We start from the raw sequence: 15,718 nt of genomic DNA, 5'->3' as shown, positions 1-15,718 counted from the left end.
CATCGGGAGACCCCAACATGGCTGCATTACCGGAAACCGGGGCGGCAGACCGCCTCAACCGCACGGTGTTCCTCGGCTCGTCCAGCTGCATTCTTGCGCTGGCGCTGTGGGCGATGCTGGATGCCGACGCCGCCTCCCGCGCCATGGCCTTGATATTGGGCTGGATCACCGAAGGCTTTGGCTGGTACTACTTCCTGGCCGCCACGCTCTATATCTTGTTTGTCCTCGTCATCGCCTGCTCCCGCTTTGGCAACATCAAGCTGGGACCGACTCACTCTCGACCGGAATACAATCTGTTCACCTGGGGCGCGATGCTGTTCGCCGCAGGCATCGGCATCGACCTCATGTTTTTCTCGGTGGCGGAACCGGTCACCCACCTGCTGGCCCCTCCCGAGGGCGCGCCCGGCACCCACGCCGCCGCGCGCCAGGCCATGTCCTGGACCCTATTCCACTACGGCATCACCGGTTGGTCCATGTACGCCTTGATGGGCATGGCCTTGGGCTATTTCAGCTATCGCCATCAATTGCCGCTCAGCATCCGCTCGGCCCTCTATCCCATCTTCGGCCGCCGCATTCACGGCGCGCTAGGCCACGGCGTAGACATCGCCGCCGTGCTCGGCACCATCTTCGGCATCGCCACCTCGCTGGGCATAGGCGTGGTGCAGCTCAATTACGGCCTGCACTTCATGTTCGACATTCCGGAAGGGGTGCTGCCGCAGGCCTTGCTGATCCTGCTGTCGGTGGCGATGGCCACCCTGTCCGTGGTCTCCGGCGTGGACAGGGGCATCCGCCGGCTCTCGGAACTGAACGTGCTGCTGGCCATCCTGCTGATACTGTTCGTGCTGTTCAGCGGCAATACCGTGTTCCTCCTCAACGGCCTGGTGCTGAACGTGGGCGACTACCTGAACGGCTTCGCCGGCATGACCCTGAACACCTTCGCCTTCCAGCGCCCAGTGAACTGGCTGAATGCCTGGACCCTGTTCTTCTGGGCCTGGTGGGTGGCCTGGGCGCCCTTCGTCGGCCTGTTCCTGGCACGTATCTCGCGCGGCCGCACCCTGCGTCAATTCATCATCGGCACCCTGGTCATCCCCTTCGTGTTCACGCTGATCTGGATTTCCATCTTCGGCAACAGCGCGCTTGACCTGGTGCTGTCCGGCAACCAGGGCTTTGGCAAGACAGCGATGGAAACGCCGGAACGGGCGTTCTATTCGTTGCTGGCGCAATACCCATGGACGGGTTTCAGCGCCCTGCTCGCCACCGTCACCGGCCTGCTGTTCTACGTTACCTCAGCCGACTCCGGCGCGCTGGTGCTGGGCAACTTCACCTCCTTCCTCAAAGACCCGGCCAGCGACGCGCCCAAGTGGCTGCGCATTTTCTGGTCCCTGGCCATCGGCATCCTGACGCTGTCCATGCTGATGGTGGGCGGCGTGCCCACGCTGCAAAACGCCACCATCATCATGGGCTTGCCGTTCTCCTTCGTGATGTTCTTCATCATGGCCGGGCTGTACAAGGCGCTGCGAAGCGAAGGCATGCGCGAAGACAGCCTCCAGGCCAGCCTGGCCGGCTCGCTGTCCGGCCGTACCCGCGTCCACGCCGATCGGCGGCTGAACCGATGGCAACAGCGGCTGAGCCGGGCGCTGAGCCATCCGGATCCGGACCGAGCCCGGACCATGCTGCAACACAGCTGTCTCCCGGCCCTGCGCGAGGTGTGCTCCGCGCTGCGCCAGCGCGGCGTCAAGGCGCGGCTGGAACAGGAAACCGACCCGCAGACCGGCCTGCCGCGGCTGGGCCTGTTCATCAACGGCGACACCGCCTTTCGCTACCGCATCCAGGCCGCCGTGGCAGCCACGCCCTCCTTCACCATCCGCGCAGCGCCCGGCCATGACTGCCGGCTGGAAGTGCACCTGCAGGACGGCGGCCAAGTCTATAGCCTGTGGAGCTACCGCAAGGAACAGATCATCGACGACATTCTGGACCAATACGAACGGCATCTGCACCACCTCCACCTCGGCCAGCAACCGCAGTCCACCGTCTCATAGGCTTGTGCGCCGCCGGGCTGGACGCCGCCGCCGCGGCGTCGCACCATGCCTTATTCAATCCGGCATGGAGAGCGCGATGGAAACCGTGGAATGCGTGGTGATAGGCGCCGGCGTGATTGGCCTGGCCGTGGCCCGGCAGCTGGCGATGGCCGGCCGCGAAGTCGTCATCGTCGAAGCGGAAAGCGCCATCGGTCAACATACTTCCAGCCGCAACAGCGAAGTCATCCACGCCGGGCTCTACTATCCGCCCGGCAGCTCGAAAGCGCGGCTGTGCGTAGCCGGCCGCCAGCGGCTTTACGACTACTGCGCCCAGCGCGCCATCCCTCACCGCCGCTGCGGCAAACTGATTGTCGCCGTCGACGAGGCCGAGCTGCCGCGTCTGCAAGCCTTGCAACAACGCGCTGCCGCCAACGGCGTGACCGACCTATGCTGGCTGGACGCGGAGCAACTGCAATCCCTGGAGCCGGCTTTGCAAGCCCACGCCGCACTGCTGTCGCCGTCCACCGGCATCCTGGACAGCCACGGCCTGATGCTGGCCCTGCTGGCTGACGCTGAGGCTCATGGCGCGACGCTGGCGCTGAACTCGCCGCTGCACGGCGGCCGTGTAGCGGGCGACGGGCTGGAGCTGGACATCGCCGGCATGCGGCTCCAGGCGCGCTTGGTGGTCAACGCCGCCGGCCTCTGGGCGCCGCGGGTTGCGGCCAGTCTGGCCGGGGTTCCACGTGAAACCATCCCCACCCCCTATTACGCGCGCGGCGCCTATTTCGCGCTGCAGGGCCGTTCGCCGTTCCAGCACCTGATCTATCCGCTGCCCGAGGCCGGCGGCCTGGGCACGCATCTGACGCTGGACCTGGCCGGCCAGGCGCGTTTCGGCCCGGATATGGAATGGGTGGACCGCATAGACTACCAAGTGGACCCAGCCCGCGCCGACCGCTTCTACGCTGGCGTCCGCCGCTGGTGGCCGGCCTTGCCTGAACAGGCGCTGGCCCCGGCCTATGCCGGCATCCGTCCCAAAATCGCCGGCCCTGGAGTGGCGGACGCGGACTTTCTGGTCCAGGGGCCGGCGCAGCACGGCGTGCCTGGCCTGCTCCAGCTCTACGGCATCGAATCCCCCGGCCTCACCGCCAGCCTGGCGCTGGCCGAATACGCGGCGGCAACGCTGACGGCATAGCGCCGGGAGGAGTTGTCCGCTTACAATCGGACGGTCTCAACCCGCCGCCTTGCCGCTTATGCTCATTCTGAATCAACGCCAGCAGGAACTGCTGGCCATGGTCAAACGCGATAGCTACGTCAGCGTGGAAAAGCTGGCCGAACACTTCTCCGTCACCCGGCAGACCATACGCCGCGACATCGCGCTGCTGGCCGAGCACCAGCTGCTGCAACGCTATCACGGCGGCGCCAGCGTGCTGTCCAGCGTGGAAAACGTGGCCTACCAGGCGCGGCAAGTGCTGTGCATAGACGAAAAACGCCGCATCGCCGAATGCCTGGCGCGCCACATCCCGGACAACGCCTCCCTGTTCATCAACCTGGGCACCACCACCGAGGAAGTGGCCAAGGCGCTACACCAGCACCGCGGCCTGCGGGTGATCACCAATAATCTGCACGTGGCGGACACCATGTGCGACTACCCGGACTGCGAAGTCATCGTGCTGGGCGGCATGCTGCGCAAACGCGACCGCGGCATCACCGGCGAAGCCACGGTGCAGCTGATCCGCCAGTTCCGAGTCGATTACGGCATCATCGGCATTTCCAGCATCGAGCTTGACGGCACGCTGCGCGATTACGACTACCGCGAAGTACGCAGCGCCGAAGCCATCATTCAGCAATCACGCCATGTGTTCCTGGCCGCCGACCACAGCAAGTTCGACCGTCCGGCCCTGGTGGAGCTGGGCCATCTGTCGCAGATAGACGCGCTATTCACCGACCAGCCGCCGCCGCCCGCCGTCGTCGAGCTGATGCGGGAAGCGGAGACTCAGCTGTACGTGGCGGACTGACAGCTTCTCAGAGCCTGTTCAAAGTCTCGCGAGCCAGGGCGAGACAAGGCGAAAACGAGCGAAAAAGCGGAATGGTCGAGGGGTACATGAGTATTTTGAGCTTGTACTCACCGTGCAACGCTCCACGAAGCGCAGCAGACTAGGAACAGGTTCTCAGGGCTGCTGCCGCGTCGCCGCCAGCACGATCTCGCGGATGCACACGTTCCGGGGCTGCTGATAAGCGTAGACGATGGCGCGAGCCACGTCTTCCGCCGCCAGCACGCCGCCCATCTCCTGTTTCCAGGCCTCATAGCCAGCCTTGATCGCCTCGCTGCTGGTATGCGACAGCAGTTCGGTGTCCACCGCGCCCGGCGCAATCGTCACCACCCGCACGCCGTGGTCCACCACCTCCTCGCGCAAGTTCTCCGACATCGCGTGCACCGCGAACTTGGTGCCGCAGTACGCCACATGATTGGGGAAGGTCTTGCGTCCGGCCACCGAGCTGATATTGATCACCGTGCCGCGCTTGCGCTCCACCATGCCCCCCAGCACCGCATGGATGCCGTTGAGCAGGCCATGCACATTAACGTCGAACATGGTTTTCCACTCTTCTGGCGCTTGTTCGGCCATCTGTCCCAGCAGCATCACGCCGGCGTTATTCACGATGGCGTCCACCGGCCCGAAGCGGCCCTCCGCCTCCGCCACCGCGGCGGCCAACTGGGCCCGGTCGGTCACGTCCACCGCGCGGCACAGCGTATTCGGCAACGTCAACGCCTCCAGGCGTTCGATCCGGCGCGCCAGCAACAGCAGCGGATGCCCTTGCTGCGACAGCAAGCGGGCGGTGGCGGCGCCGATGCCGGAACTGGCTCCGGTGATGACGATCAAGCCTTGACTCATGACAACACTCCTTAAGCAATAGAAATAACTGATGGCAAACTGTTGAGCAGCACTATAATCCGCTCTTGAGTCCGCTAAAAATCGTTTATTCCACTCGCTGTCATCGGTTTAACTTATGGATATTCGCTCGCTAAAAGCCTTTATCGCCGTGTTCGAAGAACGCAACATCACCCAGGCCTCGGCGCGTCTCTATCTGAGCCAGCCTGCGCTGTCCGCCACTATCCGACAACTGGAAGAACAGCTGGGGGCCGTGCTGTTTCAACGCCAGCCGCGCGGCGTGGAGGTGACCGACGCCGCCCGGTTGCTCTATCCGTCGGCACGGCGGCTGGTGGAGGAAGCCGATAGCTTGACGCAGCTGTTTCGCGGCCGGCAGGACTGCCAGCCGCTGATGCTGGGCGTGGCGGCGGACCTGGGGCAGGCCGACGTGGCGCGCGTGCTGGCGGCGGCCTACCGTGCGGTGGATGGCTTGCTGCTGGAACTGGCGGCCGGCTGCGCCGGCGACGCGCGGCTGGACGAGGAGGCCAACCGTTGCGAGGACGAGTTGTTCCTGCCGTTGTGGGAAGAGGATTATGTGCTGGCGATGCGCTCCGACTCGCCGCTGGCGGCACAGCCCTTGCTGCGGCCGGGACAATTGCTGGGCCAGGACCTGATCGCCTGCCCGGATCACCCCTCGCACCAACGCTTCGCCAGTCTGCTGGGCGTGGCGGCGCGGGAGTTGGCCGTGGCCGCGCGTTGCGCCACCCTGCAACAGGCGGCGACGCTGGCCGCGGCCGGCGCCGGCATCGCCTTCGTCCCGCAAGGATTGGCCAAGGACCACCCCGAGCTGGGCTGCGTGCGGCTGGAACAGGCGGAACTCAGCCGCCGCGTCGGCCTGTGCTACGCGCCGGACGCCTTGGCCAAGCCGGCGCTGGCCCGTTTGAAGCAAGCCCTGGCCGCCGACTGAGGGCCTGTTTTAAGAGTGGCTGACAAAACTCCGTTTTACGGCTGAGGCAAGGCGCGCCGACGTAGACAGTACATCAATCGGCGCAACACAACATCAGCGGTTTTGTCAGCCGCTCTTGGTCTTAGAGCCAGTTCAAAGTCTCGCGAGCCAGAGCGAGACAAGGCAAAAACGAGCGAAAAAGCGGAGTGTACGAGGGGTACATGAGCATTTTGATGCTTGTACTCACCGTTCAACGCTCCACGAAGCGCAGCAGACTTTGAACAGGTTCTTACTGCACCGCGGCGAAAGCCTTGGCCACATAAGGCGCGTTGGCGCGGGTCAAACCGGCCACGCACATGCGGCCCGTACCCACCAGGTAAACGCCGAAACGCTCGCGCAGAGCGTCCACCTGCGCCTGGCTGAATCCGGTGTAACTGAACATGCCGCGCTGATGGACCAGATAGGCGAAGTCCTGCTCCGGCAGCGCCTGCTTCAGCACTTCCACCAGAATGCCGCGCATTTCCAGAATGCGACCGCGCATCTCGTTCACCTCGGATACCCACAGCGCTTTCAGCTCGGCATCGCCCAATACCGTGGCGATCAAGCGCGCGCCGGTGGTGGGCGGGTTGGAGTAATTGCGGCGCACCGTGGCCTTGAGCTGGCCCAACACCAGCTCCGCCTCGGCTTGGTTCGGACACACCACCGACAAGCCGCCGCAGCGCTCGCCGTACAGCGAGAAGATCTTGGAGAAGGAGTTGCTGACCAGGAAAGACACGCCGGCGTCGGCCATCGCGCGGATGGCGTAGGCGTCCTCATCCAAGCCGGCGCCAAAGCCCTGGTAGGCAATGTCCATGAAGGGAATCAGCTGCTTGCGCTTGGCCAGCGCCACCACCTGGTCCCACTGCGCATTGTCCAGGTCCGAGCCGGTGGGGTTATGGCAACACGGATGCAGCAGCAGGATGCTCCCGGCCGGCAGGGTTTCCAGCGTGTCCAGCATCGCGGCGAAGTTCACGCCGCGGGTTTGCGCGTCGAAATAGGGATAGCGGTTCACCGCGATGCCGGCGCCTTCGAAGATGGCCACGTGGTTATCCCAGGTGGGATCGCTAACCCACACTTGGGCGTCGGGAAAATACCGTTTGAGGAAGTCCGCGCCCACTTTCAGCGCGCCGGAGCCGCCCAGGGTCTGGATGGTGGCGACGCGGCCGGCGGCCAGCGCCGGGTGTCCCTCGCCGAACAACAATTCCTGCACCGCCTTGCGGTAGGCCGGCAGACCATCCATCGGCAGATAAGTGCAGGGCGGCGTCGGCTGAGCCGCCAGTTTGGCCTCGGCCTGCTGCACCGCGTTCAGACGCGGAATGCGGCCCTGCTCATCGTAATACAGGCCGATGCTGAGATTCACCTTGTCGCCGCGCGGGTCCTTGCCGAAAGCGTCGACCAGCGACAGGATGGGATCGCCGGCGTAGGCGTCGACGTGCTGGAACATGCGTTTCTCCTTGAGTAGTGTGGTATCGCCTCGTGCAATCATTCAGAACCGGTTCATAGTCTGCTGCGCTTCGTGAACAGGTTCTTACGCCGCCCTCTGAACGGGGCGGTAATAACACGCTATTGTGCCAGACGGATTCAGGATCCGGCCGCCAGATCGTCACGCTTGAGCGCCAGCATCATCGCCGCAATCCACGGCAGGATCAGCCAACCGCCCAGCACGTTAAGCGCCGCCACCAGCTTCAGCCTTGGGCTGCCCACCAGCGCCGCGGTCAGGGTAGGCACCAGGTAGGCGCCGCCCAGGGCCAGCGCATTGCCCAGATACATCGCCCATTGCTGCCATTGCGGCTCGCCGCTGTAAGCGCCGTAAGCCCACAGCGCCAAGGCCGCGGCCAGCACCGTGAAGAACAGCTTGCGCGCCATCGTCAGTATTTTCATATTTCTTCCGTTCCCGCCGCGGCGGAACACGCCGCCACAATGAAATGCCAAGCTTAATAAGACTTCCGTCCGGATGGCAAAATCAATTGCATAAATCAGACACTTTGCGCCACATTTTAATGAAACGGCGCAAGATTGATATGCATCAGGCAAGCATGGGATTCTCATTTCAACTAACGCGAACCATCGGCCTACAATCTGCTTGCCCTCACCGCCAAACCGCCGCACGCAAAGCGCGCGGCCACCACGAGCCGTCACCCCCCGCGACTGACCGCTCCATAAGAGGAATGCATCATGACGCCGCGCCCTACCCTGCTTGCCCTGGCCACCGCCCTTGCGCTGGCCGCTCCGCTCGCCGACGCCTGCTCATCGCTGATCGTCGGCAAACAGGCCTCCGCCGATGGCTCCATCATCATCGCCCGCAACGAGGATTATTACATCAATAACTGGAACAAGCGCCTGGTGCTTCACCCGGCGCGCGCGGCGGCCAAGGAGGAAACGCTGAGCTTCAAAAACGGCCTGAAAGTGCCGGCTCCGGCACAGTTCTACCGCTACAGCGGACTAATGGACTGGAACGGCGACACCGCCGGCGGCGACGGGCTGTACGAGGAACGCGGCGTCAATGAATTCAATGTGGCGGTATCCGCCACCAATAGCGCGGAAATCAACGTCCGCGCCAAAAAAGCGGACCCCTTGCTGGACAACGGCGTGGTGGAAGCGGTGATTCCCTCGCTGATCCTGCCGCAGGCCAAGACCGCGCGCGAAGGCGTGGAGCTGCTGGGCCGCTATCTCAACCAATACGGCGCAGGGGAAGGCAACGGCGTGCTGATCGCCGATCCGAACGAAGCCTGGTATATGGAGATTGGCTCCGGCCACCACTGGCTGGCCTACCGCGTGCCTCAGGATAGTTACTTGATGGTGGCCAACGGCCTGCGCCTGCACGACATCGACCTCGCCGACCGCGCCAATGTGATCGCTAGCCCCGGCCTGGCCGAGTTCACCGCCAAACACCAGCTGCTGGCCAAAGTAGACGCCAAGCGCTTCAACTTCGCCCAGGCCTTCGGCGTCGTCGGCGACAAATACAATGTGGACCGCGAATGGCTGGGCCAGCACCTGCTGAACCCGGGGCTGCGCCAAGCCACGCGGCAGACTCAATACCCGCTGACGCTGAAGCCTGAGCGCAAAATAGCGGTGGCCGACGTGGCCAAGGTGCTGCGCGCCACCTTCCACGGCACCGCGCTGGCCAAACTGAAGGACGCGGACCGGCCGATGGGCGTGGACCGCACCATAGAAACCCACGTCATCCAGCTGCGCGCCGGCCTGCCCAAGGAGCTGGCGGCGCTGACCTGGCAATCCTTCGGCAGCCCGGCCGGCGCGGTGCTGGTGCCAATGTACGAAAACGCGATGAAGGACATCCCCGCGCCGCTGCGCGCCGGCGCGGCCACTTACGAAAGCGGCTCCGCCTACTGGGCCTTCCGCGCCAACGCCACGCTGGCCCAGGCCAAGCCGGACAAGTATCTGCCGGTGCTGGCGCAATGGCAGACGCGGCTGGAGCGGCAGTTCCAGGACCAGCAGCCGGCGGTGGACGCGATGCTGACCAGCCTCTACGCCAGCCAGCCGCAAACCGCCATCGGCTTCGCCGGCCAATGGAGCGGCGGCAATATGCTGAGCGCGGTGCAATCGGCGCGCGACGTCCATGCCGGCCTGCTCACCGACCTGACCAAGGCCAGCGAGAAGAAGTACAGCCCGGAGGAGCTGGAAAAAATCAAAAATCTATAAGAGCCTGTTCAAAATCTAGCGAGCAAGAGCGAGACAAGGCGAAAACGGCTGAGAAAGCGGAATGGTCAAGTGGTACATGAGCATTTCGAAGCGGTACTCACCGTGTCACGCCTCACGAAGCGCAGCAGATTATGAACAGACTCTAAGCGACTAACAGCAGGGAGCGGCGCCGGCAAGCCGGTCCGCTCCCGCCAGCCCGAGCGTGTTATCTTTATGGCATTCCCCTCGCCCGGCTGGCTGCGCCATGATCCTCCACATCGACACCGACCCCGCGCGGCTGGACCGCGAGCGTATCTACCGCTACCTGTCTGAACAGTCCTACTGGGCGCGCCAACTGCCCCGCGACATCTTCGAGCGCTCGCTCGCCCATTCGCTATGCTTCGGCGCCTACGCCGCTGATGGCGAACAGATCGGCTTCGCCCGCGTGATCACCGACTACGCTACCTTCGGCTATCTGGCCGACGTGTTCGTGGTCGAAGCCTGGCGCGGCCAGGGTGTGTCCAAGCAATTGATGGCGGCGGTCAATGCCCACCCCGGCCTGCAGAACCTGCGCCGTATGCTGCTGGCCACCGCCGACGCCCACGGCCTGTACGCTCAGTTCGGTTTTGGCGCGCTGTCGCGGCCGGAGCGGCTAATGGAGCGGCTGGACGCCGAGGTTTACCAACGGCTGGCGGCGGACGCCGGAAGCGCGGCATGAGCGTGCGCAAACAGTTCTGGGCCGATCCCTACCAGACCGAGCTGCACACCACGGTGGCGCTGGTGGACGGCCCTCAGGTCTGGCTGGACGCCACCGTCTTCTACGCCTTCTCCGGCGGCCAGGAAAGCGACGCCGGCAGCATCGCCGGGCTGCCGGTGCTGCGCGCGGAGAAACAGGGCCTGGACATCGCCTACACCCTGCCGGACGGCCATGGCCTGAGCGCCGGCGACGCGGTGACGGTGGCGATAGACTGGCCGCGCCGCTACCGGCTGATGCGGCTGCACTTCGCCGCCGAACTGGTACTGGAAACCATTTGCCGCGAGCTGCCCGACGCCGAGAAGATTGGCGCCCACATCGCCGAGGACAAGGCGCGCATCGATTTTGCGCTGGCGCAGCCCATCACCCCTCTATTGCCCGCCATCGCAGCCAAGGTGCAGGCGCTGATAGACGCCGATCTCGCCATCGTCAGCGCCTATTCCGACGAAGCAAACCAGCGCCGCTACTGGGAACTGCCCGGCCTTTACCGCGTGCCCTGCGGCGGCACCCATTTGCGGCGCAGCGGCGAAGTGGGAGAACTAAAGCTCAAACGCAAAAACGTGGGCCAGGGCAAGGAAAGGGTGGAGATCACACTGGCGCGGCCATAAGAACCTGTTCAAAGTCTGCTGCGCTTTGGCGATACGGCGTTGAAAACAAGCTCAAAATGCTCATGTACCACTTGTACATTCCGCTTTTTCGCTCGTTTTCGCCTTGTCTCGCCCTTGCTCGCGAGACTTTGAACAGGCCCTAAGAAAACCGCGCGGGCATGCCCGGCGCGGGTGGTTTCACGTGGAACGGCGCTTTACTTCAAATCCTCAGGCCGGCAGCTTCGGCCAGTCTGCCTCGCTCAACCGCGGCCAAGCGGCCTGCTGCGGCAGGCGCGACAGCTCAACGCAGTAACGCTTCCACGCGCTCAGCAAGCCTTGCTCCTGCGCCGTCGCCAGCCCCAACTCCTGCGCGTCCTCCAAGGGCCGGCGCTGAGCGTAAGCAGTAGCCAAGCGCTGCTGCAGCTCCTGCTGCGCCTGCGCCGTCAGCGCCGAGCGCTCTGCGTCGGCATCCACTTTCCAGGCTTTCTTGTTCCATACCGCGAAGGCCGGCGGCTCCAGTTCAGTAGCTTGCAGACTATCCGGCGTATCGCCGATTTGCGCCGTCACCGGCTGCGCGCTGGCCTTGCTCCACAGCTTGAGGGCGCGGAAATCCACCGCCAGCTGCCAGCCGCCATCGCGGTAGACCGCTACCTGCCGCTCCCCCGCCTGTGGCGGCTCCTGCTCGGTGGCGTTGGCCGGAATCAACCAGGTTTCCTCAACATCCAGCGGCGACAGGTCCGCCGTGGTGGTGCCCAGATACTCGCCGGATTCCGGATGGTAGGCATAGACGGTTTTCTGTTTGCGTTCTTGCATGGCGGTCTCCTTAGTATTTGATGCAGGCGAGCAGGGCGACGTTGCGGGGGCGGGTGGAGCCATAACCGCCAGCCCAGCCATTACTGTCCACATCGTATACGATGCCGTAACCTTCCATTTGGGCTCGTCGCATCTCGTAATATTCCTTCTTGGTTTTATCCGCGCCTAAATCCACATATCCGATTGGGGTGTTGTTATTTGCATGAATCAGACTCGCAACGCCAACGGAGTCAAGACTTGGATCAGAAATTGTTAGCGTCCCTTTTTGCCATGAACCAAATGCCCGACCATCATCCACCCCGCCACCATAATCCCAACCGCGGATAAATTCCCCACGCAAATCCGGAAGATTGAACGTCGTCGAGCCATCCCCGGCGCCATAAGTGGTTCCAATCACGGCAAACAAGCCGGGATAAGTGCCGCGGCTGACTAGCGAGCCGTCACACTTCAACCAACCTGGCGGCGTGTAAGGCATTGCGAAGTGGGCCACCATGCCAGGCGCGCCGGACATGGTCAGCAGATTGGTGGTCGGGCCATGCTCGCATTGAGTCAGGTCCACATAAAAACCACGCGATTGTGTTTTACCATTGTCAAACACGCGAAATGCATTGCTGCTGATATCAACGATGACGTCGCCGAGTTGACTGTTCACTTGCGGCGCTTGCAGCATGAACTGCCCGCCTTCCGCCCCGCCTTCCGCCAGGAAACGGGAATTGGGCTGAAAATCCACCCGGCCATTCATCTTGCCGCCGCTCAACGGCAAGGCGTCGGTGATGCCGTAGCCAGCCAGCGTATTGGGCTTGCTGTTGCCGCCCCAAGCCAGCTTCCTCAGCGCTTGCAGCAACTGGTCCTTGCGCGCCGGGTCCGCGCTCTGGCCGCTATCGCGGATTACCGTCAACAACTCGTCCTGGCTGGACTGGGCGGCGGACTGGACATTGTTCAGCCATTCCGAGGTCACCACCGTGCCCAGTTCGCCGGTGTAGGGGTTGCCGTCATGAAACAGCCCGTCCGGGCTGTTGATCGGCTTCATCGTATTTTGCATCGCGCTCTCGCTCCATTTACAGGGTTGGCCCGCTGGCCGGGCTGGCGGCTTGGGGCGGACTCCGGGCCGGGCGGGTGATTAGCAAACTACCCGCTGACCTGCTTCGCTAATGAATCAATACAGTGATTTTGCCGGGAAGCGACGCGCGTCAGCAGTGGACGGATGTCAGTGGTGCGCGGGCAAAAAAAATGGCAATCCCACAGGATTGCCATGACTGAAAACTGGAATGGTTTATGACGCGATCGGCGCTTTGTGCACATAGCCAAGATGGTTGCCGGATACGGCCGACGGCAAGGCCAGTTGGAAGATCGAGTTATTCTCGGCATAAACATGGCTGTTACTGTAGCCGCCGCCCCACTCCGCCACCCCGGCCATGTGCACCCAGCCATCGCTTGGCGTGATGCGCCTGTTCTCCATGGGCTTGCCATTACGATATTGGCCGTAGTCATAGTAGATAGACCCACTGATGCAACGCAACCAGTTCATAAACGTAATCGGCCCTTCGGTGCCGGCACCGTAGGCCATCGCCACCGCCATATTCTTGCCATCAATCAACACTGGCGAATAAGTCAATGCCGCACAACGCAGTTCCGCAATATAAAACTCATAACCATAACGTTTTTGATCACGTCCCATGCTATTCAGCAAGTCCACCACCGGTTGCGCCAATTTGGGACCCGTGCCCTCAAACGAGCCATTATCGTGAATGAAACGCCCCACCGAGCCCACGCTTTGGCTAAATAAAACGTTATGCATGGGGGTAGCAAACGGAACTGTAATCTGAAGGGTTCGCGCCTGCACCATGCCCTCGGGTGTGAACGGATCAAAGAAGCGGCCGCCATCCGCCAGCAGGTTGCGGCGCGGCAACATGCTCACGGTAATGCCGTCCTGGATGCCGTAACCCGCCAGGGTGCTGGCCTTGTCGGCCTTGACCGACACCTCGGCCTTGGTGGCGCCGTCGCTAATGCCGTAGCCTGCCAGCGTGGTGGGCTTGCTATTGCCACCCCAAGCCAATTGCTTCACCGCCTGTAGCAGCTGATCCCTGCGGTTGGCGTCCAGTGTCTGGCCGCTGTCCTTGATCAGCGAGATCAGCTCTTCTTGGGCTGAGCGCGTCGCTAGTTGCAGGTTGTTCAACCAGTCGGCGCTGACAATGGTGCCCAGCTCGCCAGTGGTGGGGTTGCCGTCATGAAACAAAGCGTCCGGCGTGTTGATGGGCTTGAGTGCTTCTTGCATGGAATCGCCTCCCGCGGAAATGAAGAATCGGCCATGGCCGATGACAGGTGTCGTTACTGAAAGGATTGGAGGGGATTTTGCGGGAAGCGCGCATGGGCCAGCAGCCGACGAATGTCAGTGCGTGATGACAAAACGCCGCGGCTGTAACCACGGCGCTCTGCCTTATATCACATCGGAAATCTGTACAAAGCCGGCTTGCAACTCTTGGCGGATAGGCTCCAGCAGCGCCGCCATTTGATCGCAATTGACTTGCTTATTCTCCTGGCTGTCCTGCAGCAGCGTCATCAGTGCGTGCAGGCCCTGGTTGGCGGCGTGAACGTGGAGGATGCCATGGATCAGGCCTTCATCGGCCTGCAAGTAGCGCTGCTCCAAAAGCTTGACCAGGTCATAGACTTCGTCCTGACCAGCGGTGATGATGCGCAGTTGCTTGATCTGCTCATGCAGCTGCTGCAAGCGCGACAGTTCCAGCTTGGCGATGGGGGCGCTCATGGCTGGGCCTCTGTTGCTACGAACCGGGGATGACGAGGGTGTTGTCGGCAGAAAATAAATATATTCATTGTAGCCTCCACAAACATCTGCATAAGGATGCCTGCGCGGCACGCGCGGAAGGCGTGGGCAGGCTCATGACAAAGTGGGAGGACCGCAGTGTGCACGGCAGCCCCCTTGCGGGGACTCAGTGCCATGACCTGCCCTGTTTGCGGCAGACGCATGGACGTAGCGAATCGCTGGCTAGCGATTGCTACCACACTGAAATAGGACCTCCCAGTCCCGCGGCTGTGGATTGTCACAGCGCAAGGGCGAGAGTAAGGGGGGATGGCGGGAGCGTCAAGGCGGCGACGGGCCGGGGGGCGGATAGTACCGTAAAAACCGCTATACCCTGTGCAAAATCTGGCGAATCGCTTTTAGCAAGACATATATGGTGCGTGAGCTATAAGCGGAACTCGTACTTGGTCCCTCCTGTTTCTGAAACGTAGCAAGGTTCTATCCCTCCTGCCCCAATGGATCAGACAACACTCCACAGTGGCTTAAGACCCGCTAACAAAACCCCTGATCCTGCGTTGCGCCTCCTTGTCGTACCACTTGTACTGCCTGCGTCGGCGCGCCTTGGCTCAGGTACGCTGCGAGGTTTTGTTAGCGGCTCTAAACAAAAAACGGCAGCGCGCGGCTACCGTTTTGATTCTTTAACTCTGGGTCAGGCTGGCTGCTTCGGCCAGTCCGTCTCCACCAGCCGCGGCCACATCGCCAACTCCGGCAAACGCGACAGCTCGACGCAGTAACGCTTCCACCCCAGCAGCCGCGCCAACTCCGCTTCCGTCGCCATGCCAATTTCCACCGCATCCTCCAAGGGACGGCGGCTGGCATAGGCCTCGGCCATACGCTGCTTCAACTGTGCTTGAGTTTGCGCCGCCAGAGCCGCTGCCTGGGCCGCCTTGTTGATGATCCAGCCTTTGCCATCCCAAGCCGCGAACTCGCAGGGCTCCAGCAAGGTGGCGCGCAAGCTGTCCGGGGTCTCGCCCAGTTTGGCCTGGACCGGTTGCGCGGTCTGCTGGCTCCACAGCTTGGTACTACGCCAATCCGGCATGACCTCCCAGCCGCCATCGCGGAATACTGCGGTCTGACGTTCCGCAACAACCGGCGGCTGTTGTTCGGTGCTATGAGCCGGCAGCAGCCAGACATCCTTTTCCAACGGAGACAGGTCCGCCTGTGTGACCCCCAAATATTCCCCGGTTTGCGGGTGGTAAGCGTAGACGGTTTTGTTTTTGATTTCTTGCATGAGGGT

At 62.8% G+C, this 15,718-nt stretch carries 15 protein-coding genes; 7 read left to right on the top strand and 8 right to left on the bottom strand.

Going from position 1 to position 15,718, the window contains the following annotated elements; all coding sequences use genetic code 11:
- Positions 1 to 17: 17 nt before the first annotated feature.
- The 3 genes from betT (at position 18) to DXT74_RS03880 (ending at position 4,033) form a co-directional block, all read left to right on the top strand.
- On the top strand, positions 18 to 2,039 hold the full coding sequence (gene betT / locus DXT74_RS03890; protein ID WP_194427369.1) for a choline BCCT transporter BetT: 2,022 nt from the start codon (positions 18 to 20) through the stop codon (positions 2,037 to 2,039).
- Between the two features lie 76 nt (positions 2,040 to 2,115).
- On the top strand, positions 2,116 to 3,210 hold the full coding sequence (locus DXT74_RS03885; protein ID WP_194427368.1) for an NAD(P)/FAD-dependent oxidoreductase: 1,095 nt from the start codon (positions 2,116 to 2,118) through the stop codon (positions 3,208 to 3,210).
- 58 nt (positions 3,211 to 3,268) lie between these two features.
- On the top strand, positions 3,269 to 4,033 hold the full coding sequence (locus DXT74_RS03880) for a DeoR/GlpR family DNA-binding transcription regulator (RefSeq protein ID WP_019102532.1): 765 nt from the start codon (positions 3,269 to 3,271) through the stop codon (positions 4,031 to 4,033).
- Between the two features lie 153 nt (positions 4,034 to 4,186).
- On the opposite strand, the gene DXT74_RS03875 is transcribed toward DXT74_RS03880, so the two are convergent.
- Positions 4,187 to 4,909 carry an SDR family oxidoreductase gene (locus DXT74_RS03875; RefSeq protein WP_194427367.1) on the bottom strand — a complete coding sequence of 241 codons (723 nt, stop codon included), beginning with the start codon at positions 4,907 to 4,909 and terminating at the stop codon, positions 4,187 to 4,189.
- Between the two features lie 115 nt (positions 4,910 to 5,024).
- Here DXT74_RS03875 and DXT74_RS03870 point away from each other — a divergent pair, with 115 nt between their 5' ends.
- Entirely contained in the window at positions 5,025 to 5,852 is an 828-nt protein-coding gene (locus DXT74_RS03870; protein WP_194427366.1) for a LysR family transcriptional regulator, read from the top strand.
- A gap of 268 nt (positions 5,853 to 6,120) precedes the next feature.
- Here the strand turns inward: DXT74_RS03870 and DXT74_RS03865 are convergent, their stop codons facing one another.
- Entirely contained in the window at positions 6,121 to 7,314 is a 1,194-nt protein-coding gene (locus tag DXT74_RS03865) for an amino acid aminotransferase (RefSeq protein ID WP_043640141.1), read from the bottom strand.
- A 137-nt stretch (positions 7,315 to 7,451) separates the two neighbouring features.
- Positions 7,452 to 7,751 (bottom strand): superinfection immunity protein, encoded by a 300-nt coding sequence (locus tag DXT74_RS03860; RefSeq protein ID WP_157222248.1) that lies wholly within the window; start codon positions 7,749 to 7,751, stop codon positions 7,452 to 7,454.
- A 294-nt stretch (positions 7,752 to 8,045) separates the two neighbouring features.
- Between DXT74_RS03860 and DXT74_RS03855 the strand changes: the two genes are divergently transcribed.
- From DXT74_RS03855 to DXT74_RS03845, 3 genes are all read left to right on the top strand, one after another.
- Positions 8,046 to 9,530, top strand: coding sequence for a C69 family dipeptidase (locus DXT74_RS03855; protein WP_194427365.1), 1,485 nt, complete (start codon positions 8,046 to 8,048; stop codon positions 9,528 to 9,530).
- 244 nt (positions 9,531 to 9,774) lie between these two features.
- Complete coding sequence (locus tag DXT74_RS03850; protein ID WP_194427364.1) at positions 9,775 to 10,227, top strand: GNAT family N-acetyltransferase; 453 nt, start codon at positions 9,775 to 9,777, stop codon at positions 10,225 to 10,227.
- Positions 10,224 to 10,871, top strand: a complete 648-nt coding sequence (locus DXT74_RS03845) for an alanyl-tRNA editing protein (RefSeq protein ID WP_194427363.1) — start codon at positions 10,224 to 10,226, stop codon at positions 10,869 to 10,871. Before DXT74_RS03850 ends, DXT74_RS03845 begins: the two co-directional genes overlap by 4 nt.
- 207 nt (positions 10,872 to 11,078) lie before the next feature.
- Here the strand turns inward: DXT74_RS03845 and DXT74_RS03840 are convergent, their stop codons facing one another.
- The 5 genes from DXT74_RS03840 to DXT74_RS03820 form a co-directional block, all read right to left on the bottom strand.
- Positions 11,079 to 11,663, bottom strand: coding sequence for a tail fiber assembly protein (locus DXT74_RS03840; RefSeq protein ID WP_194427362.1), 585 nt, complete (start codon positions 11,661 to 11,663; stop codon positions 11,079 to 11,081).
- Positions 11,664 to 11,673: 10 nt separating this feature from the next.
- A complete protein-coding gene (locus DXT74_RS03835; protein WP_231138265.1) occupies positions 11,674 to 12,705 on the bottom strand; it encodes a phage tail protein in 1,032 nt (343 codons plus the stop codon).
- Positions 12,706 to 12,936: 231 nt separating this feature from the next.
- The gene (locus DXT74_RS03830; protein WP_194427361.1) at positions 12,937 to 13,938 is read right to left on the bottom strand and encodes a hypothetical protein; all 1,002 of its coding nucleotides are present in this window, start codon (positions 13,936 to 13,938) and stop codon (positions 12,937 to 12,939) included.
- A gap of 162 nt (positions 13,939 to 14,100) precedes the next feature.
- Complete coding sequence (locus DXT74_RS03825; RefSeq protein ID WP_194427360.1) at positions 14,101 to 14,427, bottom strand: hypothetical protein; 327 nt, start codon at positions 14,425 to 14,427, stop codon at positions 14,101 to 14,103.
- 703 nt (positions 14,428 to 15,130) lie between these two features.
- Positions 15,131 to 15,712 (bottom strand): tail fiber assembly protein, encoded by a 582-nt coding sequence (locus DXT74_RS03820; RefSeq protein WP_194427359.1) that lies wholly within the window; start codon positions 15,710 to 15,712, stop codon positions 15,131 to 15,133.
- Positions 15,713 to 15,718 lie beyond the last annotated feature (6 nt).

The sequence above is a fragment of the Chromobacterium sp. Rain0013 genome (assembly GCF_015291765.1).
GTDB lineage: Bacteria > Pseudomonadota > Gammaproteobacteria > Burkholderiales > Chromobacteriaceae > Chromobacterium > Chromobacterium haemolyticum.
Note: the sequence above shows the minus strand (reverse complement) of the source record. Positions and strands in the feature narration are given on the sequence as shown.